Below are 20,262 nucleotides of genomic sequence, written 5' to 3'. Positions count from 1 at the left end.
TAAAACATGGCTAATATTAATATTACATCATCAGAATGTGCATGGGCTCATTTTGAAGTGAAATTATTATCGAAAGTAATCAAGGGACTTAAAGGTTTCAGCACCAAAAAGACAGTAGAATCTGAGCATATCTATGGTGCAGGAAACGAGCCTATTGATATCATGAAAGGTAATACGAAGTATGAAGGAAACATCAAACTTCTGGGCTTTGAAGCAGATGCATTGAACAGAGCAGCACAGATTGCAGGGTATGATGACATCACAGAAGTTCCGCATGAACTGATTGTAATCACCATTTCTTACAAGAAAAAAGCAGGTGAGAAAATCAATACAATTGTTACTTCAGGAGTTCAGTTTACAGAAGACGGCTTCGAAATGGAGCAGGGGGCTAAAAACAGAGAAGTTACCCTTCCGTACATCGCAATGAGCAGAAGAATGATCTAATCACAAAAACAAAAATAAAATGGCAAACGAAAAATTACAGGAAATTTTCAACAACAGAAAATCTAAAGAAGAAAAAAAGACACAGGAAACCAAGAAAGATGCAGTAAAAGATCTTAGCCCTTTTGAGGCAAGATATACCGCAAAAAAGCTTGATGAGTGGAAAAAAGAGTACGGCAACAGAGACCTTATTTATTTAAAGGTGGATGACTTCCTTGCTGTCCTTAGACCGCCTAAAGCAGATGACCTGGGCGATTATCTTACCGCTATCGGTTCCAACGGAATGAGTAAAGCCGTAGCGATGATCGTAGAACAGCTTTGGATAGAAGGAGATTACCAGCTGATTGAAGATGAAGACTGCTTCATTGCAGTGTTCTTACAGATGAACAACATCTTGGAAAGCAAGAAAGCCGACTTTTTTCGCGCTTAGTGAAATCGGCCGGAGTTCATTCTCCGACAAGAAGACCGAAGGAATAGAGTTTCTGATTGTTTTTGGAAGTATGCAGTTTGGAGCCGATGCTTTAAAGAATTGGGGTGATGAAAAGTTTTTCTATCGCACCGGAATAGCCTTAGAAATCTGGAAAAAACAAGGCGAAAGAAAATTTTAAAATATGAGTCAAAATAACACCACACAGCTGGCCAATTTAATAAACCAGATCAATAATCTTACAGCAATTCAGGATTTGGTATCTGCGTTTAGAACCATAAGCCAGGATATAGCTACAGCCAACAGAACAATCAGAGCCAATATAGCATCCGCTTTTACCAACCTCTCGAATATTCCCGGAAATATTTATCAGAACTTCAAAACCTCAGTCACGCAGAGTTACGATAAATTAAAAAACAAGATCAGAGAAAGTTTAAACCTGCCTGTAAGTGTGAGAAGCTACGCGGACATCGAAAATGATATCCGTAACGTACGCAGAAATTTGAACAGTTCCAGAACCCTTAATGGTAACAACAGCATCCAGTCGTACAGACAGCAGTTGAGCGACCTTCAGGGTGAGGCAGGAAGACATCCGTCTCAGGCAGGGTCCGGAGACAGCGGATCCGGCGGCGGGAAAGGCGGTTTTTCAATAAACGGAATGCTGGGAGCATTTGGACTGGCAGGAGTGGGAGCCATGATTGGAGGAGCTCTTAAAGATGGAGCAATTGCTGCCATTTCCGGAGGAATCCAAAAAGAACAGGATGTACTCAGTCTTTCCAAAGTAATGGGTAAAGGACAGGATGCCAATGCGGCTTACAAAAATATCCAGGCCGATGCCGGTAACTCACCTTTTCAGCTTCAGGAATTGCTGGATGCCAACAAAGCTCTGCTATCTGTGGGCGGAGACGCTCAGAAAGCGAGAGAAGAAGTCATGAATCTGGCCAATGCCGTTACGGCGACCGGAGGCGGAAAAGATAAGCTTTTAGAACTTTCCAAACAGATGAAAGAAATCAAAAGCAGTGGAAAAGCCTCGGGTGATCAGCTGAAAGAATTAAAAGCTTCAGGAGTTGATGTCTACGGAATGCTGGCTGCTTCCACCGGAAAAAGTGCGGAACAGTTTAAAGGAGGTGTGGATTATGCCACCCTGTCCAAATCATTTGAAGCTGCGAAAGGGCAGGGAGGAATGTATGAGGGCGCTTTAGACAAGCAGAATAATACAGTCACCGGAAAATGGGAGAATATCAAAGATAGGTTCAGCGGAACGCTTACGGAAATTGGGTATGCCTTTACTCCTATTATCTCTAAGGTATTGGATATCGGTCTTAAATTTTCGGAAGGTTTTGCCCCAGCACTGGCATTGATACAGCCTTATATAGACATCATGGCCAATGGTCTGGGACAGGCAGTTGATTTCATAACAGGATTGGGAGAAGGAACCAATAACTGGTCTGCTTATGTAGACATTCTTCAGGGATTCCTCTCAGGAGTCTGGGACACTTTGGGAAGTGTTTTCGACGCGGTCTGGAGCATTGTCTCAGGGCTTGTCACCTGGATTGCCAACAGTGAACTCATCAAAGATGTTTTTGCCGGAATCTACGGAATTATAGGAATTGTTCTGAAAGTGATCGGATGGGTGGCAGAAGGCCTCAAATGGGTATGGAACAACATCCTCGGTCCCATCTTAAATGGGATAGAAAGCGCCTACAGATGGGCAAAAGAACTCATTACAGGAGAAGAGGTGAAAGTCACCAAAACAACTGAAATCAAAGCGAATGCGGACCTTTTAAAAGGAATGAAAGACCAGGATGAAGCTGTAAAAGGATTCAAAGCCTCAAAAGGACCCGCTAAAGCCGATCTTACATCAGGAGGAAGACCAACCATTAACAGAGCCGAAGACACCAGAAGAAGCAACGCTACGAAATCCCAGGAAACCGGAGATACCGTTTCAGGAGGAGGACAGAAGACCATCAACATCACGCTGGGGAAATTCTTCGAAACCATTCAGTTTAATACCATGAATTCAGGAGAAACTTCAGAACAGCTGGAAAGCGTAGTGATGGAATGTTTAGGCCGTGTACTTTATAACGGAGCAAAAGTAATATAATATGCAGACAGTTTTTGATTTAGAAGATTTATATAAAAGTTATTTTTCAACAACCCCTTACCGGATTTCCGGACCGGATCTTTCCATGTTGGGAATTCCGGGCTGGGATTTCAAAAATCCATCACCGAGAGGAACCATTCATTATAGTAAAAATACCATTCCCTTCAATAAAATTGGAGATTATGGCCAGGATATCTGGTTTCCTGCACTCTTCAAAATCAATGAAGTAGATGCCATTGAAATTGATACCTGCACCATTGCCGTAAACCTGAGCAAAACGGTCGTAAGAACTGCCGTCAGCGAAAGAAAGGGAACTGTAAAGGAACTGTTCAATATTGATGATTACAAGTTTACCATAAGAGGCTTTCTGATAGGAAAAAACAGAAGAGTTCCGGAAGATGATATCAAAAGTCTGAAAACGATTTTTGAGACCGATCAGAAGGTCACCCTGCACGGAGGATATCCCGAAATGTTTTTGGTTGAAAGCTGCAGAGTAGCCGTTACCTCATTGGAGTTTCCGGAAACACAGGGGAAAACACACTGGATCAGACCATTCAGTCTGACCTGTGAAAGTGATTTTATTGCCGATGTAAAAGATTTAGAAGTACCACAAAGAAATGCTAACACTAACCAGTAATATCTCAATAAAAGATGTAAAAGACATTAAAGCCAGTAAAGTAACATGGAAAAGCGAGGTAGGATCTTTTATAGATTCATGTACCATTGAACTTCCCAGAATAAGCTACCTGAAAAATACCAGAGTGCAGACCCAGGATCTGAACAAAGACCGGGAAAGCAGCGAGAGAATGGGGTATGCTTTTAAAGAAGGTGATTTCGTAAGTGTTTCTTTAGGCTACAACAATGTCAACAAAAAACGCTTTGAAGGTTTTATCAAAAGAGTCAACATGGGAATTCCCGTGAAGATAGAGTGTGAAGGATATGGGTATAAGCTGTATGACATCATTTTCAACAAAACTTATCCCACTGTAACCGTTAGGAAACTTTTAGAAGAGCTTACCGTAGGAACAGGTATCACCCTTTCCGGAGAAATTCCGGATATCCCATTGAAGAACGTAAGGTTCAAAAATGTAAGCGGAATCAAAGTCCTGGAATGGCTGAAAGACGAATGCAAGCTGGCCGTTTATTTCAACATGAACGTAATTTATGTAGGAACCCAGTTTGGAAAAGTTCAGAAGAGGATCAAAGCGAGAATAGGCTGGAATACAGTGAAAGACGATGAATTTCAACAAAAAGCAGTAGATAAAAGCACCAAGATCGTCATCAAGGAAAAAAACGATAAAGGCGAGGTCAATAAAACCAAGTCTGATCAGCAGAAATCCTCAGGCGAGAAAAGTTTAAAAGTAAAGGCAGGAATTCCGGGCAATTTTTTAAAAGAAATAGCCAACAGGCTGCAAACCAAAGAAAACTACAAAGGATACGAAGGCAATATCACCCTTTTTCTGGAACCTTATGCCGTAAAAGGGATGGTCCTGGAACTGGAAGGCGGAATGTATCCGGATAAAACCGGAGAATACTTCATAGAAAGTGTAAGCGGTGAGTTTGGAGCATCAGGAGGAAGACAGACCGTAACATTAGGATTTTTAACACAGAAATAATGGCAACACCGGAATATATAAGAGAAGGATTAAAGCAGATAGCCAGCTCACATGCACCCGCAGTAAGCAATATCGCGCAGGTAAAATCCGTAGATGAGGAAAAAGCCATCTGTGTTCTGACGGATGAAGACGGCCAGGAATATCTGGATGTAAGGCTCCGGCCGGTGCTTACAGGAAACAAGAGCTTTATTCAGATTCCTAAAGTGGGAAGCTATGTATTGGCTGTAAGAGTAGAAGATGATGATGACTGGATGGTGATGGCCTGCGATGTGGTAGAAAAATTTTACTGGAAAACGGCAACCGCCAATCTGGAACTGAGTGATAAAATCCACATGGAAGCCAACGGGAAGAATTTTGCCAAGCTTGTAGATGAACTTTTTGATGCCATTAAGGCTATGAAATTTACCACCAATTACGGCCCCACAATCAACCTGATCAACCTGGCAGACTTTGAAACACTTAGAAATGAATTTAAATCCCTTTTAAAATGAGTTTAAGCGCAGCAGAACCAATACTGATCGACGATCTCATCAAAATGATGGAGAGCGAGATCGATGAAAAAGATGCAGGGGCATCCAGAAACAGAATTGCCCGGGAAATGGCCAAAGCAATAAAAAAATTTGTAGAAGCCGGACAGGTAAAAGTAATAGTAAGTACAACAGGAACGGCAGCTGCCCAGACTGGTACAGGAACAGGAAATATAATATAACATGCCGACAGATATTCTTTTAGACGAAAATTTTGAACTCCAGTTCAGCGACGGCGACTTCACCGTGGGGGAAAGTACATACGAACATCAGAAAACACTGCTCTTCGCAGACAAAGGCGAAATGAAACTCTTCCCGAAAAACGGAGTGGGAGCAAGAAGATACCTTGAACATGCTGCGCCGGAAGAACTGGCAAGAGAAATAAGACAGGAGTTTTTTGCAGACGGAATGACGGTGAATCATGTGAAAATAGATGAAAACCTCGAGATAGATATAGACGCAGATTATGGAGATTAAAGTATTAAATAAACAATCCATCCTGGATATTGCCATACAGCATACCGGAGATGTACAAAACTGTTTCGACATTGCCATAGCGAACGGAATGGCGGTGTCTGACCTGCTGACGACAGGAAAAGCCCTCAGTGTTTCAGACATCACCAACGCAAAAGCAGATGTTCTGCAGTACTATCAGTCAAAAAACATCAAACCGGCTACAGGAACCACGCTGAGCGAGGAAAGACAGGTTCCTTCGCTGAAAGGTATCGGATATATGCAACTGGAAAATAGTTTTAAAGTAAGTTAAAAATGAATAAAACGCTTCAAGATATAATCAACAGCATCATAGCACTTAAAGATGCAAACCCCTACCTTCAGAAACTCACCTCAGATGTTTCTAAAAACCCCTTCTGGAGAAAGATTTTCGAGGTGGTAGGATTTACCATATGGAATTTTCAGGAAGCCTGTAAGCTTCACTTGAAAGAAATTGAAACCAAAATTAAGGAGCAGAAAGTACCTACCTTAAAATGGTACAGAAACGAAGCCCTGAGATATCAGTACGGTTTTAAACTGCTTCCGGAAAGTGGAGATTTTTCAACCTTATACGAACAGAACGGAGTGGAAGTACCCGCTACGGATGAGCAGGTGGAAACATCAAAAGTCATCAAATACGTAGCCGTAACCAAAGCCCCCAATTCCTCTAAAATATCCATGAAAATTGCTACGGAAAGCAACGGGGAAATTGTACCGCTGGCAGATAATGTAGGTATGGCCTTCAGGTCCTATATCGAAGAAATCCAGGCGGCAGGAGACAATATCGTTATTGTGAACTACAAACCGGATATTCTGAGAATCAAATTTGTGGTGTGCTACAATCCCGGAGTACTGCTTGCAGACGGAAGAAGCATTCTGGCCATCGGAACCTATCCTGTAGAAGATGCCATTAAAAGATTCCTGAAAAATCTTCCCTTCAACGGTGAGCTGAGCGTTCAGAAACTGGAAGCGGCCATTTTGGCTGTGGATGGAGTAACGGATCTTCAGAATCTTATCGTAGAAAGCGGATGGGTAGAGCCGGGTTCCAATTATCCAATCGTATTCCAGCCTATAGGAATCTCCGTGATTCCAAAATCCGGATACTTCAAAATTGAAGACTGGACCGGGATACAATACCTTAATTACCAAGCAGAATAACAATGGATGACAAGCTTTTCAATATTAATTTTAAAAGGCTGGCGCAGTGGTGGCTATTCACTTTCTGGCGCACACAGTCCGTTCTGAATCTGATCTGGGTATTGATTTTTGAAATCGAAACTCTATACATCGAGTTTTTGAAAGCCAGAAAACAGAATCTGATTAAGATGAATTTCAATTATCAGAAATTTTCACTTCAGAAACACCTGAACAACTCTTTCGATCCGCTGGAGAGAAGAATAAGAATAGTAAAAGCAGTTCTCTACGAAGGAACTTTTCTCTACACCGAAGCAGAAGACGATCAGTACTATTCAAAAACCCAATGGGTAAACGGTGACGAAAAACCACTTTATCTGAGAACAGAATCAGAGCTCTACAGCGAATATGATTTCAAAGTGGAAATACCGGATACAGCTATCAATGAAGACCAACTCAGGGCGGAGATTGATTTTTACAAACTACCATCCAAAAGATATATAATAACAATCACTTAAAAATGAAATACAATTTCAAATTTTTACAGACAGGCGGTATGCCTCTTACCAATGACCTAATGAACACTATTGAAGAGGCGTACGAAATCTTTGAAGTACTCGGAGATCTGGCAGGAAACAAAACCATTCTGTCAGGTTGTGAAACCGTAGGCTCCAGTGTAAACCCGGGAGTGGTAGCGATTGAAGGAAAACTGTACTATTTTGAAGGAGGGGTCTACTCGCCAACAGCTACCGTATACATTCACACCGAAGAAATTCCGAAAACATTTGAAGATCAGCTTTCAAAAACACTGATTGAAAAAAGAACCGTAAAATTCGGGACCGGAGCAACAAGTTACAACTGGTCCGAGTTCCTGAAACTGGAAACGCTGAGAAGCATCCAGGTGAAAGTTAATAATACAGCTACCCAGGTAGATGTGTCGGCACTTACAGCCAGAATTGAAAAACTGGAACTGAAGACGGCGCCTATTATTAACGGAGGAATTGTGGTGGCATGGAGAAAGCCGGCTGCCCAAATCCCTGCAGGATGGAAAGAATGTTTAGACTTCAGAGGGAAAACCATTGTAGGATGGAGCCCTAATGAATCAGAATTCAATACTCTCGGAGGTGAATTTGGAACAAAAACCCATACCCTTACTATCGATCAGATGCCGAGACACTCCCACCAACACTATTGGACCATCGGAAGCGGAGGAGCCAGCGGAAGAGGCGGAACATTGGTAGACGGATATAGAAATACTACCGAAACAGGAGGCAACCAGCCTCACAACAACATCCAGCCGTCGAGAATCGCATTGTACATTGAACCCAATTTTCAGTAAAAGATTATGTCAATCCCATTAAATACCATATACAGTTACTTTGAAACCGGAGACTTTCCTACCCAGGATCAGTTCCAGGCTTCATGGTCATCATTCTGGCACAAAGATGAGGTAATTCCCACCACAAAAATTGCGGGGCTGGAAAACCTGCTTCAGAATAAGGCCGACAAAAATATTTTTGAACTGCATGTTTCCAACCCGGATGCTCATGCAGATCATCTGGCGAAAAAAGATGCTTCAAATCTTACGGCCGGAAATGTACAAAGCTGGAAAGAAGCTCTGGGCGTAGGAGAATTGCCCGGCAATATAGCTACAGTAGATAATGGGGATCAGACAGGAAATGTGTACACCAAAAAGCAAAGCGATACCAGATACATGATCTGGGACGATTTTGTGAATGAGGATGAAAAGATCCTGGCCGAAAAAATAGAAGCCCTGGGATTAACAACCCTGATTGAATCGAAAGAAACCACAATCGCCGGATTTGCAGGAAATTCCGGGGGCTATCAGTTTGAAGATAACGACTTCATTGCAGTGCCGGATAACAACGGGAATTTTTCCCTGTACATGTTCAAAGGCGGCGAAAAGAAAAACGTTCAGAACTACCTGCCAACCGGTATTTCCAACGTCACCATCGGAATGGTGGAAGGACTTCAGGCTGCTTTGAACGGAAAAATGGATAAACCGTCTGTTTCAGGGAACTATATAGCTTCCGTACTGGACGGGATGGTGAACTGGAAAGCGATTAATATCTCCGCAAACAGTTTAGTTCAGTGGAACGGAACCAATTTTTCGGCGGCCAATATGTACAACAGTCCCGGAGGAAATATCGGTATTGCAACCAAATCACCATCCGAGCTTTTACAAATCGCCGGAAGAGTGAAAACGGAAGCTCTTGTTTTTGATGTCAACTCAGAAACCCGCCGTAATCAGATGACTTATGATGGTTCGAAGTTTTGGGGAACCAGCCTCGAAAGTGCAAAACGCCCTTTTATGTATGCCGATTACGATGGTGAACTGGAACTGTGGAGCAGCATGACAGAACAGCAGAGAACAAGGATAAAAACCGTTATGAACGGTGGCTGGACTACCAATGCCATGAGTGTCGGGCTGGTGTATCCGCCTGTGATTCCAAAAGCGACAAATCCCGGCAATATTACCTTCATCACCCTGATAGGATCCAATCTTAATGTGAATCCGGCCAGTTTTACCGTGGCTATTGTTAATGCAGATGGTGATGCAGTTGAAATCATTGATAATTCAAAAGTGACACTTCTCAATGCCAATATGCTGAACTTCTCCTTTAATTCTCAGAATTATGCGCTGGGATATTACAGGGTAAGAATCTGGAACGGAGCCGCAGAATATACCACTCCGATGAATTTTACAGTGATTGCCACCGGTTCTGCATCAGAAATTGATATCAGCGACAACCGCTGGAGCAGGGTGACAATAGGAGATCAGCCTTTTAATAAAGAACTGGTGAATACTTTTGGAGAACTAAACATAGGGCATGATAAAGACCTGTATAATTATGCCGGACAAAACTACAATGCTGTTCTGGTAGCTTATTATATGAAATCTTACCTGAAAGCAACAGACGATTTTGTGATTGAAGGTGCGGTAAGTAAAGTCGGAAGAAACTTCAACCCTTTCGGAGGTTCCACAGGATTTGGAATCACTACTTCGCAGTCCAACTCCCTCTCTGCCGAAAAGATATCAGGGGCTATGGCTGTAGCCAATAACGGACCTTTGTATGCCCTTTTTGTAACCGGAGGTTCAGGCGCTGTGAATCTTGGAGATGGAGACAGCATGCGGTTTATCATTGCAAAAAGAGCAAACTACGTGACCACTTCCATTTTTAAAGATGACGGAACCGTAGGAATCTCAGCCAATATTATTGATAACAGCCAGCCTACTCCCATAAGATTTAAAGTTTTTGCCACCGCATTCCAGTATACGGAGCTGGCAACATTTGGAGTGAAAGTTACAAGCATTAAAAAAATATAATGATGCAGGAAAAGTCCGTACAAAATCATAAAGGATAAAACACATCCTGAAAAGATGCCCGCCGAATATTTTCTTAAACATTTCTAAAATTGAACAGGTCGATTCATGGCTTTTTACATCGGTTAGCTTCGATGCATTTTGAAACCGGGGATCCCTTATTAAACAAAAAATATAAATCAATGTCGATACCATTAAATACCATATACAGTTACTTTGAAACCGGAGATTTTCCTACCCAGGATCAGTTCCAGGCTTCATGGTCATCATTCTGGCACAAAGATGAGGTAATTCCTACCACAAAAATTGCGGGGCTGGAAAACCTGCTTCAGAATAAGGCCGACAAAAATATTTTTGAATTACATGTCTCCAATCCTGATGCTCATGCAGATCATCTGGCAAAAAAAGATGCTTCAAACCTTACGGCAGGAAATGTCCAAAGCTGGAAAACTGCTCTGGGTGTAGGAGAGCTGCCAGATAATATAGCTACAGTAGATAATGGAGATCAAACGGGAAATGTGTACACCAAAAGGCAGAGCGATACCCGATACATGATCTGGGACGATTTTGTGAATGAGGATGAAAAAATCCTGGCTGAAAAGATTGAAGCTCTGGGAATAACAACCCTGATTGAAGCTACAGAAATCAGCATTGCTACGTTTGCCGCTAATTCAGGTTCTTATCAGTTTGAGGATCATGATTTTATTGCTATTCCGGACAATAGAGGAAATTTTTCACTCTATATGTTTAAAGGAGGCAATAAAAAAGAAGTTAAGAGCTATTTACCGACAGGTCTTTCCAATATAACCATCGGTATGGTGGAAGGACTTGAGAATAGTTTGGCCGGAAAAATGGATAAGCCTTACACAGAAGGAAATTATATGGCTTTTACTCATAGTGAAGGCATCGACTGGAAAGCAATAAACCCTGATCCAAACTATCTGCTGTACTGGGATGGAAACAATTTCATGCCAAGCCCTGTCTACTACAATGGAGGAGGATTAGGCATCGGAACGAAATCTCCTCAGGCTTCGCTTCATCTGATGGGAAATGTAAGAGCCGCAGCCGCAGCTTTTGACATCAATTATGAAGCGAGAAAAGATCAGATCACCTATGACGGTACAAAATTCTGGGGAACAAACAGTTCTACGGTAAGACGTCCTTTCATGTTTGCGGATTATAATGCAGAAGTTGAATTGTGGAGCAGTCTGACAGATGCACAGAAAACAGATTTAAAAACCATTATGAATGGTGGATGGAGCACAGGAACCATGAGTGTAGCACTTATCACACCTCCTGTAGTGGATGTCTCGGATAAAAACTACTGGATCAGCTTAAAAGGCGCCAATCTGAATCTGAATCCAACCAGCTACAGCCTGGAGATTATGGCTAATGACGGAACTACTGTTGTAGCTGTGGTACCCAACTCCCAGATTCAGCTGTATACCAATGGACTGGATCTCTCCTTCTACTTTAATTTCAAGAATATCCCTACAGGAAATTACAAATTAAGGCTATGGAATGGTGTGGCATATTATGTAACATCCATGACCGTGAATGTGGTAGCGACTCTCAGACTGATTAATCTGAACAGCCTTACCTGGGAAACAAAATTATTCACACCCAATACCCCGAATGTAGTCAATGTTGCCGGAGGTGCTATGAGCTACACGGCTTCGCCTTACAATAAACCATTTGCCAGGGAAGCGGTGGTTGTAGCAGCAATGAAAAGCAGTGAATTGGTTCCTGCCGGGCAGAATTTCAGTATTTCAGGGACATTCAGATTAAGAGATGCTGCCAATTCTGCCATGAATATTGTCGTGGGCTTGATTAATAAAGACAATGAACTGAGCTTAAATAACAATGCCAACTTTCAGACAAGTATCAATAACAACAACATAGCCAATTACTCAAAAACCATACGTGGTGATAGTGTAACCGCACTCGTTACCGGAAATGAAACTGAAGTAATTGCCGGTTTCAATATGGCCAGAAACGGAAATTTATTTACTGTGATTGTCGAACATGGCGGAAGAGTTGCCGTGGGAACCAAAGTAGGAATCGAGGACGCATTATCTCTGGTTTCCTATATCAATAATACCCTAAATAATGACGGGATTGGGGCAGATGCCGGTTTTAATATACAATCCTGTTATGTGTTTTAAAAAACATTCATCATTCAATTAAAAAAACATGTCAATACCTTTAAATATTATATACAGTTACTTTGAAACCGGAGATTTCCCGACTCAGGAGCAATTCCAGGCTTCATGGTCATCATTCTGGCACAAAGATGATTCCATTCCGGCGGAAAAAATTACCAATCTGAACTACACGTTGCAGAATAAAGTAGATAAATCCGTTTACGAGCTTCATCTGTCAGACCCACAGGCCCACACTGCTTTCCTGGCAAAAAGAGATGCTTCCAACCTGTCTGCAACGGACAAAGGCGCATGGAAAAGTGCGTTGGAAATCGAAGGAATTCCGGCCAATATAGCCACTGTAGATGATGGAGTAAATGTTGGAAATGTACACTCTAAAAGTCAGGCAGTCAATTTGTTTATGATGAATGATGAGTTTTTAAATGCAGAAGGAAAAATTACGGCCGATAAACTTGAAGCGCTTGCCCTTACCAGAATTTTTAAAGTAAAAGAACACACGCTGCAGGACTTCATGAATAATGCAGGAGCATACGAGTATGAAGAAAGTGACATTATTGCTATTCCCTCATCCGATGCAGAACCGAAATACAGCCTGTATTTCTATCTGGGTAATGAGAAAAACAGCGCAGACAATTATCTGAATACAGGAGTTTCCAATGTGTCTATGTCAATGGTGGAAGGTCTTGAAGAAGCTTTAAGAAATAAACTCGACAGGCCTTCAAGAGACGGAAAATACTACCTGAGACAAGACAGAGGACTCACGCTCTGGTCGCCACTTCCGGAACCTAACCTAGCGGATGTGGTAAACCGTGATTTTTACAGCCCTAAACCCATTACATTCTTGGATGGTGAAGAAAGACCGAATGCCATGCTTGGAATGAATCCCACGAGCTATTCTTACTTTTTTGGAAATATGAATCCTGCTCATACAGGAACCTACAACCATTCTTTTGGATATAATTCATTATCAAAAGTGACAACAGGGGAGTGTAATGCCGCCTTTGGAAGTTTTGCAGGAAGCGAACTTACCGTAGGAGAGTGTAATACATTTTTAGGCGCATATGCCGGAAGAAAGGCCGTTTCAGGAAATTACAATGTAATGGTGGGTGAGGAAACAGGACATGAGACTACTACAGGTTTTAAAAATACAATGGTAGGAACTGCAGCCGGATATAATTCAACTACCGGAGCGCTCAACACCTTAATAGGGCATAAAGCAGGGAATACAACAGGCCTGGGAGACCGGAATACGATTCTGGGAGCCCATTCAGGACAAGGGGTTACGGGAAACAACAACATCCTTGTAGGGGTAGGAGCAGGAACGAATGATGGTGCGATTTCCAATAAACTGATCATTCATTCCAATAACACCTTAGTGAAGTATACGAATACGGATGAAGGTACATTCGGAAGTTTTCAGCAAGGAGCATTATCTCTGGCTTTGATTACCGGAGACTTTGTGGAAAGATGGGTGAAATTCAACGGGACTTTCTCCATCAATCCTGCACGAATTCCCGTAGGAGACAGCTCTTTCAATAAAACATTTGTAGGAAATGCAAACGGGCAGTTCGGATGGATAGACAGGGTAGACTCTATTCCTTTATCCGGAACCAAACCGGGAAGTCCTCTGACAGGAAACATTGAAATGTCCACAGAGGAAGGGTGTAAATTGTATAGTGGTTCAGCAAACGTAAGAATTGTTGATGGATATATTGACATGAGCTCCGAAGCATCAAATGTTTTAATAAATCCTATGCAGGTTGCAATTACGAGCGGTGGATGGAATAGTCTAAAGTATATCAACATGAGTACTGAACTTAATTTTATTGCTATTAAGTCCAATCACGACGGTCCCGGGCTTGTAGGGACAGACTATTATGGGGAAAACTACATAGACAGATCCTTTGTTCAGAAAAGATGGGTGGAAGAAAAAATAAAGGAACAAGTAAGGCCTTACAAGCTGTACAGAGCTATTTTAAGATTTACAGATAAAGACTTTATGCCGAGATTTATCGTACTTGAAAATACGATTGGTGATATCGAGTGGGCACGTAAATCTACCGGAGAATACACAGGCTATCTGAAAGAAGCATTTAATGAAAATGTATGGATCAACAGTAAGATCAATTATTTCGACGGGAAAGAACCGATAGACTGTCGTGCATCACGTACCGACGGAGATACAGTGACTCTTAATATCTACAGAATGTATGAATTCAGACCGGCAGATCTGGCCGGAGAAGTCGGGATTATAGAAATCCGGATCTATCCGGTCACGGAAAAATAACTAAACTAAATGATAAAAAATTATATGAAGGAAATTTTAACAGAACATATAAGCACTTTTCTGGGCCTGATTGTTACAGGGATCGCAGGATTTATTTTCGGAAGAAAAAAGATCCAGGCAGAGGTCGCAGGAATGGATGCTGATAATGAAGGAAAAGAAATAGAAAATGCAGATAAACTGGTGAAGCTCTACAAAGACGCACTGGATGATCTTGCGGGACGCTATGAAGTGAAATTTAAAGAATTTGCCAATCTGGCAGAAAGAAAAATCAAGCTTCTCGAAGAAGAAATCAATATACAGAAAAGGATCAACGATCAGTTGAAAACTGAAAATGCCAAGTTGAGATCCAAACTTAAAGAAAACTAAAATCCTGTAATTTTTAGTGATCTGCCAAGAGACACCCGCTATGGGTGTTTTTTTGTTTTTAATCCTGATCCGTATTTCCGGGCCTGTCTGTTATTTTTCAGCCATCTGGAAAACGGATTTACGCGTTTGGAATGCTTGCTTGTATAAGTTAGGGATAGAAAGGTTTAAGATTTCCAGGTTGAGGCAAAGGCTGAGATTGAGAAAGGTCAAAGGTCAATTTTGCTACGCAAGTAAAATGTGAAAGTCCTCCAACTCCAAGATACGCCTCAAATAACTCATCACTCATCATTTATCACTCATCATCACTTCCCGAAACTCTCAAACCCTAAAACCCTCCGACTCTCAAACCCGTATCCCGCATCTCATAACTTTCAGTATCTTAATTTACTTCTCTATTGAATCAGTTGTTTAAAAGAAAAATCAGGCTGCATCATGTCAATTTCGTTCTTAGCTGATGCCAATTGCGCTTCCCGGGCATACATAAACATTTCTGTTTCATAGCTTTTGATGGCAGCCTCCAGCGATTCATACGTTTCATGGGTAAGCTTTTCGGATAATATCAATGCATCCAGAAGACCGGTATTTACGCCCTGACCGGCAAAAGGAGGCATAAGATGAGCTGCGTCTCCTATCAGGGTTATGGGGAGCAGACGGTCATTTTTCTAGGGTTTGTCCAGTGGAAATTTTCTGATTGGAAGATACCAGAAAGATGAGGTAGAGAGGAGTAGTTCTTTATAGCGATCATCCCAGTCTTGAAACCTTTCCAGAAGCAATGTACGCATGCGGTCAGAGTTGTGCAGCTCCGTTTCATCATCAGTCCATTCTTCAGGCTTTTTAAAAATGACACCGTACGTCAGCAGCCCATTGTTATTGGGATTGGCAACTAAAAGGTTACCATCATGTGCAGTCATCAGTCTTTTCCCATTACATAAGCGGTAAAAATACGGACACTCTGTTTCTGGTGACGGAATATCTCCCTGAATAATCACTGTTCCGGTTTCTTGTACTTCATGGTCTGTAACATAAGACCTTATTCCGGACATTCCGCCGTTTGCTCCGATCACGAGATCTGCACTCGCCGTAGTTCCGTTTTCAAAATGCAGAACCCACTTTCCATCCACGGGTTCAAGTCCTGTACATTTTCTATTCCAGATAACCGTATCACTTGTCAGGCTGTTGAGGAGCATTTTTCTCAAAGCATTTCTATTGATCTCGGGATTGTCATACCGATTTTCTGCTGTGGGATGCTTAGTGAACAAGGCTTCTCCCTTTTGATCGGTCATAATGATGCCCATAGGTAAAGCAAGGGCATAATAATGATCCAGAAGTCCCGCCTTTTTCATGGCTTCTTGTCCTGAACCTTTATGTAAATCAAGAGTACCACCCCAGATTCTGGCTTGTGGATTCTGATCTCTTTCGTAAACGGTGACATCTGCACCTTTTTGCTGGAGTAATCTGGCAAGCGTAAGACCAGCCGGACCTCCACCAATAATAGCTGTTTTGATATTTTTAATGAGCATAATTTTGTATTGTTTATTTCTGATACAAAATTGAGGGTCATTTTAGAAATAAAATAATTACTTTAGACATAAAAACAGCTGTAAAAGACTTTTATGGAAAAAGATGATGCTACCATTCCGGAGATTCTTAAAAAACTGGCTCAATTATTAGGGACTGAGATCAGGGACAGAAGATTAGAAATTCCTGCCCAATTCGGCAGCGGATACTGTACCGGATTTATTTTTAATGAACATCTTCGCATGCTGATCAGTAATTATGAATTGAATGAGAATATAATGATTGAAAATCCTGGCCTGAATACCTCAAAAAGGATGATATTTTTTAAGTTTCAGAACATTTTTCCTAAGACAGGTTCATTACCTTCAGGAAAAGGTCCCAGGGAAATACCTTCTGTTTTAATTGCAACCAGCCGCATCCATACCGATGAAATTATTTCCATTCACTCCAATACCTCTACCATTAATATTGAAGTTGAGGCAGATTATCTGAGTCAGTTATTTAACGCATCAGATCAGTCACCGATTTTACAAAGCCTTCTGAAAAATACCCAACCTTACCTTTTTGAGCAGATCATTTATCCTTCTTTGCAGAAAGTGGTGGACGAGATGGTATCAGAATCAGTGGGTGAAACTTTTGAACTTTTTTTTATGAGAATCAAGGCAGAAGAAATGATCTGCAGATTACTCATGGAACTGGAAAAGCGGGATGAAAAACGCATATACGCTTTGAACAGCCACGATATAGACAAACTTTACAAAGTGAGAGATCAGATTCTTGAACACCCCGGAATTCCTCCTGTCATCGGAGAACTGGCAACCGATACCGGAATGAGTTCCACAAAGCTGAAACGACTGTTTAAGCAAATTTTTGGTGACAGTATATTCAGCTATTACCAGAAATTCAGGATGAAAGAAGCCGCTCTTTTGCTGCAAGAGAAAAAATATTCCGTTTCAGAAGTAGGCTATCAACTTGGTTTTACTAACCTGAGCCATTTTTCAAAAATATTCAGAGAACATACCGGAATGAATCCGAAACAATATGCCATGATGTAATGAATAAAAGGTAAATATTGTCTTATAAATACTATTCCGTTGATTTTAAAAAAAATCGAAGGCATTTAAATTTTTTATAGTTGGAAAAGCTCAAAAACACAAGATTTAAGTTATATGGATATTTAAGATGCAAGAAAACCAAAGATTTTCAGCTGTATTGAATTTTATCGGAGATAAAATCTTTGCGCCTTAAAAACGTATTTTTTTATATAATTGGCGCCTTTGCGCTTTTGCAATGATAAAGGATATAATAAATGTCTCGCGGGATAGTTTCAAAACTTTGTTATAAAGATTTGAATATCAATCGGATAAATGTATGTGATCTGCTCTTTCAGTGTTATTCTTGATGGAAATGAAAATTTAAACAACTTTGTCTTATAAACTTAATCGATACAAATTAAAACTTAACTATTTTTGACCAACTAATTTTCTAAAAATAAATGAGAACCCCAACTCCCTTCTATACAGCACTTATCATTGGAATGATGTATGTTCCGGTATCCGCACAGAGCCAATCCCAACTAAATACCGAAATTTCGAAAGTAGAAGCCGGGCTAATGCCTCCAGTCCGTTTCAAAGGAGGAAATCTATGGACTTTAGAATCCAGAATGAAACATTATAATGTTCCGGGAGTCAGTGTTGCCGTGATCAGAAATTCCAAAGTGATCTGGAGTAAAACTTATGGTTTTTCCGATGTAGAATCCAAAACTCCGGTGAATTCCAAAACCCTGTTTCAGGCCGCATCCATGAGTAAACCCGTAAGTATATATGCTGCATTAACAGAAGTGGAAGCAGGAAAAATAAATCCAGATGCTGATATCAATTCCTATTTGAAATCCTGGAAAATTCCTGAAAATGAATTTACAAAACAGAAAAAAGTAAGCTTTAAAAATATAGCCAGTCACACCGCAGGCCTTACAGTAAGTGGATTTGCGGGCTATGAACCGGGAAAACCAATTCCTACACTGGTTCAGGTCCTGAACGGTCAAGGGCCTGCCAATTCTCCCGCAGTTTTAGTAGATAAAGCTCCCGGAACTCCCTTTCGCTATGCGGGTGGAGGATACTGCGTAATACAGCAGGTGCTTATAGATCTGGAAGGAAAAGATTTTGCAACGATTATGAATGAGAAAGTACTTACGCCTCTGGACATGAAAAACAGTACCTTTTCCCAGCCCATCTCTGAGACAATGTCCCCATATGCCGCGACTGCTTATAATCAGGAGGGGGTAAAGGTTCCCGGGAAATACCATATCTATCCTGAGCAGGCAGCTGCAGGTCTTTGGACTACCGCTGAAGACCTCTCCAAATACGTTATTGATGTCCAAAATACATTGAGCGGAAAGAGCCATAAAATTATTTCCAAAAAGACAGCCGAACAATTCACAACGCCTTTTATTGATCCATTTATGGGCTTGGGTATTTTTCTGGAAAACAGAGGCGCACACACCTATTTTACTCACGGAGGCTGGAACGAAGGTTTCTCCAGCAGATTTATTGCCAGTAAAACAAGTGGAGACGGGATTGTTGTTTTAACCAATACCAATAAGCCGGAATTTGTAGAAGAACTGGTGCGTTCAGTGGCAGAAGTGTACCACTGGCCTTCTTTTAATGGGCCGGTTTATGAGGTGCTACCTTTAAATCAGGATGATTTCAGCAAGGTAGGACGTTACAGAAACGGGAAATATGGATTTTATAAGGTGTATCTTGAAAACGGAAAATTAATGACCTACAGTAACGCAGATGCTCCCGCCGAAATGATTAAAGTCGGGACAAATAAATATGCATTCCGTGACTGGAACATTACGGTAAGGTTTGTAAAAAATGCGAAAACGGGTACAACAGATATAGTACAGGTTTATTCTGATGGAAAAACCAAATCTACTGATCCGCAGATGAAAGCAGATGAAAAGACACCTTTGGAACTGGTACTTGACGGAAAATTTGAAAAAGGTCTGGAAGCTTATCAGAATGCAAAAACTAAAGATGCAGGTGACGAGCTTCTCTCAGAAGGCTATCTGAACGGAGTGGGGTACACCATGCTGCGGAATAAAGATTTTACAAAAGCTATTGACGTTTTCCGCGTGAATGTGGCATTGTATCCTAAGAGTGAAAATGTTTACGACAGTTTAGGAGAAGCTTATCTGAAAGCCGGACAAAAGGATAAAGCAAAACTCAATTATCAGAAAGTTTTGGAACTCAATCCTAAAAATGAAAACGCGGCAAAGGTTCTGAAATCATTATAAAAAACAAACTGCTTTCCTATTTCGAAGGCAGTTTTTATTTTTATCAGGAAATAAACAGGATTGGGTATAAATAAAGAAATCATGAGTAAAAAAGATCAATACGGGCTGGAATTTCTGAAGGTAACTACCAATGGAGAAATAGGCTTCCAGTGTATCTGGAAAAACGGGATTGTTGATGAAAACAACCTACTTTTATTTTTAAACTATTTAAATATCTCCCGCACGGAATTTCTTTTGCAGGAAGTCAACTACTATTTGAATACAGTACCGGATCCGGATTGGGAGCCCTATGATTCATTAGTGTTGGAACATATAGATTTACAGATCAATTATCCGGAATTTATAATTGATGGGCAGCCAGCAACTTTTCCTGTGGCAGATATCAGAGACTTATTGCAGGAATGGCTGGGATTCTTACAGTCTTAGATTGTTTTGAATAATTAAATCTCAAAATTGATGTTGATTATCTTGTTAATTTCTATTTTTTTTGATAATTAGAAAAATATTGTAAATATTTCTTTTAAAAATTGATTAATAAGTATAT

At 41.0% G+C, this 20,262-nt stretch carries 19 protein-coding genes and 1 pseudogene; 19 read left to right on the top strand and 1 reads right to left on the bottom strand.

From position 1 onward, the window contains the following. Positions 1-6 precede the first annotated feature (6 nt). From ACM46_RS13740 to ACM46_RS13665, 16 genes are all read left to right on the top strand, one after another. Positions 7-444 (top strand): hypothetical protein, encoded by a 438-nt coding sequence (locus tag ACM46_RS13740; protein ID WP_048507255.1) that lies wholly within the window; start codon positions 7-9, stop codon positions 442-444. Positions 445-463: 19 nt separating this feature from the next. Beyond that, positions 464-871, top strand: a complete 408-nt coding sequence (locus tag ACM46_RS13735; RefSeq protein ID WP_048507254.1) for a hypothetical protein — start codon at positions 464-466, stop codon at positions 869-871. A gap of 181 nt (positions 872-1,052) precedes the next feature. Continuing rightward, positions 1,053-2,972, top strand: coding sequence for a tape measure protein (locus ACM46_RS13730; RefSeq protein ID WP_048507253.1), 1,920 nt, complete (start codon positions 1,053-1,055; stop codon positions 2,970-2,972). Position 2,973: 1 nt separating this feature from the next. Then, positions 2,974-3,609: a DUF6046 domain-containing protein gene (locus ACM46_RS13725; protein WP_048507252.1), complete on the top strand. Its 636-nt coding sequence runs from the start codon at positions 2,974-2,976 to the stop codon at positions 3,607-3,609. Next, the gene (locus ACM46_RS13720) at positions 3,590-4,588 is read left to right on the top strand and encodes a hypothetical protein (RefSeq protein ID WP_048507251.1); all 999 of its coding nucleotides are present in this window, start codon (positions 3,590-3,592) and stop codon (positions 4,586-4,588) included. The genes ACM46_RS13725 and ACM46_RS13720 overlap by 20 nt, the downstream gene beginning before the upstream one ends. Next, complete coding sequence (locus tag ACM46_RS13715) at positions 4,588-5,079, top strand: hypothetical protein (protein ID WP_048507250.1); 492 nt, start codon at positions 4,588-4,590, stop codon at positions 5,077-5,079. Before ACM46_RS13720 ends, ACM46_RS13715 begins: the two co-directional genes overlap by 1 nt. After that, complete coding sequence (locus ACM46_RS13710) at positions 5,076-5,297, top strand: hypothetical protein (RefSeq protein WP_048507249.1); 222 nt, start codon at positions 5,076-5,078, stop codon at positions 5,295-5,297. Before ACM46_RS13715 ends, ACM46_RS13710 begins: the two co-directional genes overlap by 4 nt. A 1-nt stretch (position 5,298) precedes the next feature. Then, positions 5,299-5,592 (top strand): hypothetical protein, encoded by a 294-nt coding sequence (locus ACM46_RS13705; RefSeq protein ID WP_048507248.1) that lies wholly within the window; start codon positions 5,299-5,301, stop codon positions 5,590-5,592. After that, positions 5,582-5,881: a hypothetical protein gene (locus ACM46_RS13700; protein ID WP_048507247.1), complete on the top strand. Its 300-nt coding sequence runs from the start codon at positions 5,582-5,584 to the stop codon at positions 5,879-5,881. The genes ACM46_RS13705 and ACM46_RS13700 overlap by 11 nt, the downstream gene beginning before the upstream one ends. Before the next feature lie 2 nt (positions 5,882-5,883). After that, positions 5,884-6,765, top strand: coding sequence for a hypothetical protein (locus ACM46_RS13695; protein ID WP_048507246.1), 882 nt, complete (start codon positions 5,884-5,886; stop codon positions 6,763-6,765). 2 nt (positions 6,766-6,767) lie between these two features. Beyond that, positions 6,768-7,259 (top strand): hypothetical protein, encoded by a 492-nt coding sequence (locus tag ACM46_RS13690; RefSeq protein ID WP_048507245.1) that lies wholly within the window; start codon positions 6,768-6,770, stop codon positions 7,257-7,259. A gap of 2 nt (positions 7,260-7,261) precedes the next feature. Further along, positions 7,262-8,080: a phage baseplate protein gene (locus ACM46_RS13685; protein ID WP_048507244.1), complete on the top strand. Its 819-nt coding sequence runs from the start codon at positions 7,262-7,264 to the stop codon at positions 8,078-8,080. Positions 8,081-8,086: 6 nt separating this feature from the next. Beyond that, a complete protein-coding gene (locus tag ACM46_RS13680; protein ID WP_048507243.1) occupies positions 8,087-10,090 on the top strand; it encodes a hypothetical protein in 2,004 nt (667 codons plus the stop codon). A 179-nt stretch (positions 10,091-10,269) separates the two neighbouring features. Further along, a complete protein-coding gene (locus ACM46_RS13675) occupies positions 10,270-12,252 on the top strand; it encodes a hypothetical protein (RefSeq protein WP_131707594.1) in 1,983 nt (660 codons plus the stop codon). Between the two features lie 28 nt (positions 12,253-12,280). Beyond that, positions 12,281-14,536 carry a hypothetical protein gene (locus ACM46_RS13670; RefSeq protein ID WP_048507241.1) on the top strand — a complete coding sequence of 752 codons (2,256 nt, stop codon included), beginning with the start codon at positions 12,281-12,283 and terminating at the stop codon, positions 14,534-14,536. Positions 14,537-14,560: 24 nt separating this feature from the next. After that, positions 14,561-14,902: a hypothetical protein gene (locus ACM46_RS13665; protein WP_131707593.1), complete on the top strand. Its 342-nt coding sequence runs from the start codon at positions 14,561-14,563 to the stop codon at positions 14,900-14,902. 392 nt (positions 14,903-15,294) lie between these two features. On the opposite strand, the pseudogene ACM46_RS13660 reads toward ACM46_RS13665, so the two are convergent. After that, positions 15,295-16,422, bottom strand: a pseudogene (locus ACM46_RS13660) (FAD-dependent oxidoreductase). A gap of 93 nt (positions 16,423-16,515) precedes the next feature. On the opposite strand from ACM46_RS13660, the gene ACM46_RS13655 reads away from it, so the two are divergent. From ACM46_RS13655 to ACM46_RS13645, 3 genes are all read left to right on the top strand, one after another. After that, positions 16,516-17,475, top strand: coding sequence for a helix-turn-helix domain-containing protein (locus ACM46_RS13655; RefSeq protein WP_048507239.1), 960 nt, complete (start codon positions 16,516-16,518; stop codon positions 17,473-17,475). 440 nt (positions 17,476-17,915) lie between these two features. After that, a complete protein-coding gene (locus ACM46_RS13650) occupies positions 17,916-19,718 on the top strand; it encodes a serine hydrolase domain-containing protein (RefSeq protein WP_048507238.1) in 1,803 nt (600 codons plus the stop codon). 81 nt (positions 19,719-19,799) lie between these two features. Further along, entirely contained in the window at positions 19,800-20,144 is a 345-nt protein-coding gene (locus ACM46_RS13645) for a hypothetical protein (RefSeq protein ID WP_131707592.1), read from the top strand. The last annotated feature ends 118 nt before the right edge of the window (positions 20,145-20,262 follow it).

Origin of the sequence: Chryseobacterium angstadtii, assembly GCF_001045465.1 — a bacterium.
GTDB classification, from domain to species: Bacteria; Bacteroidota; Bacteroidia; order Flavobacteriales; family Weeksellaceae; genus Chryseobacterium; species Chryseobacterium angstadtii.
The sequence above is the reverse complement of the archived record's forward strand: the minus strand, read 5'-3'. Positions and strand labels throughout refer to the sequence as shown.

Coding starts and splice junctions, on each gene's coding strand:
- ACM46_RS13740 (WP_048507255.1), top strand. CDS start 7: ATGGCTAATATTAATATTACATCATCAGAATGTGCATGGGCTCATTTT.
- ACM46_RS13735 (WP_048507254.1), top strand. CDS start 464: ATGGCAAACGAAAAATTACAGGAAATTTTCAACAACAGAAAATCTAAA.
- ACM46_RS13730 (WP_048507253.1), top strand. CDS start 1,053: ATGAGTCAAAATAACACCACACAGCTGGCCAATTTAATAAACCAGATC.
- ACM46_RS13725 (WP_048507252.1), top strand. CDS start 2,974: ATGCAGACAGTTTTTGATTTAGAAGATTTATATAAAAGTTATTTTTCA.
- ACM46_RS13720 (WP_048507251.1), top strand. CDS start 3,590: ATGCTAACACTAACCAGTAATATCTCAATAAAAGATGTAAAAGACATT.
- ACM46_RS13715 (WP_048507250.1), top strand. CDS start 4,588: ATGGCAACACCGGAATATATAAGAGAAGGATTAAAGCAGATAGCCAGC.
- ACM46_RS13710 (WP_048507249.1), top strand. CDS start 5,076: ATGAGTTTAAGCGCAGCAGAACCAATACTGATCGACGATCTCATCAAA.
- ACM46_RS13705 (WP_048507248.1), top strand. CDS start 5,299: ATGCCGACAGATATTCTTTTAGACGAAAATTTTGAACTCCAGTTCAGC.
- ACM46_RS13700 (WP_048507247.1), top strand. CDS start 5,582: ATGGAGATTAAAGTATTAAATAAACAATCCATCCTGGATATTGCCATA.
- ACM46_RS13695 (WP_048507246.1), top strand. CDS start 5,884: ATGAATAAAACGCTTCAAGATATAATCAACAGCATCATAGCACTTAAA.
- ACM46_RS13690 (WP_048507245.1), top strand. CDS start 6,768: ATGGATGACAAGCTTTTCAATATTAATTTTAAAAGGCTGGCGCAGTGG.
- ACM46_RS13685 (WP_048507244.1), top strand. CDS start 7,262: ATGAAATACAATTTCAAATTTTTACAGACAGGCGGTATGCCTCTTACC.
- ACM46_RS13680 (WP_048507243.1), top strand. CDS start 8,087: ATGTCAATCCCATTAAATACCATATACAGTTACTTTGAAACCGGAGAC.
- ACM46_RS13675 (WP_131707594.1), top strand. CDS start 10,270: ATGTCGATACCATTAAATACCATATACAGTTACTTTGAAACCGGAGAT.
- ACM46_RS13670 (WP_048507241.1), top strand. CDS start 12,281: ATGTCAATACCTTTAAATATTATATACAGTTACTTTGAAACCGGAGAT.
- ACM46_RS13665 (WP_131707593.1), top strand. CDS start 14,561: ATGAAGGAAATTTTAACAGAACATATAAGCACTTTTCTGGGCCTGATT.
- ACM46_RS13655 (WP_048507239.1), top strand. CDS start 16,516: ATGGAAAAAGATGATGCTACCATTCCGGAGATTCTTAAAAAACTGGCT.
- ACM46_RS13650 (WP_048507238.1), top strand. CDS start 17,916: ATGAGAACCCCAACTCCCTTCTATACAGCACTTATCATTGGAATGATG.
- ACM46_RS13645 (WP_131707592.1), top strand. CDS start 19,800: ATGAGTAAAAAAGATCAATACGGGCTGGAATTTCTGAAGGTAACTACC.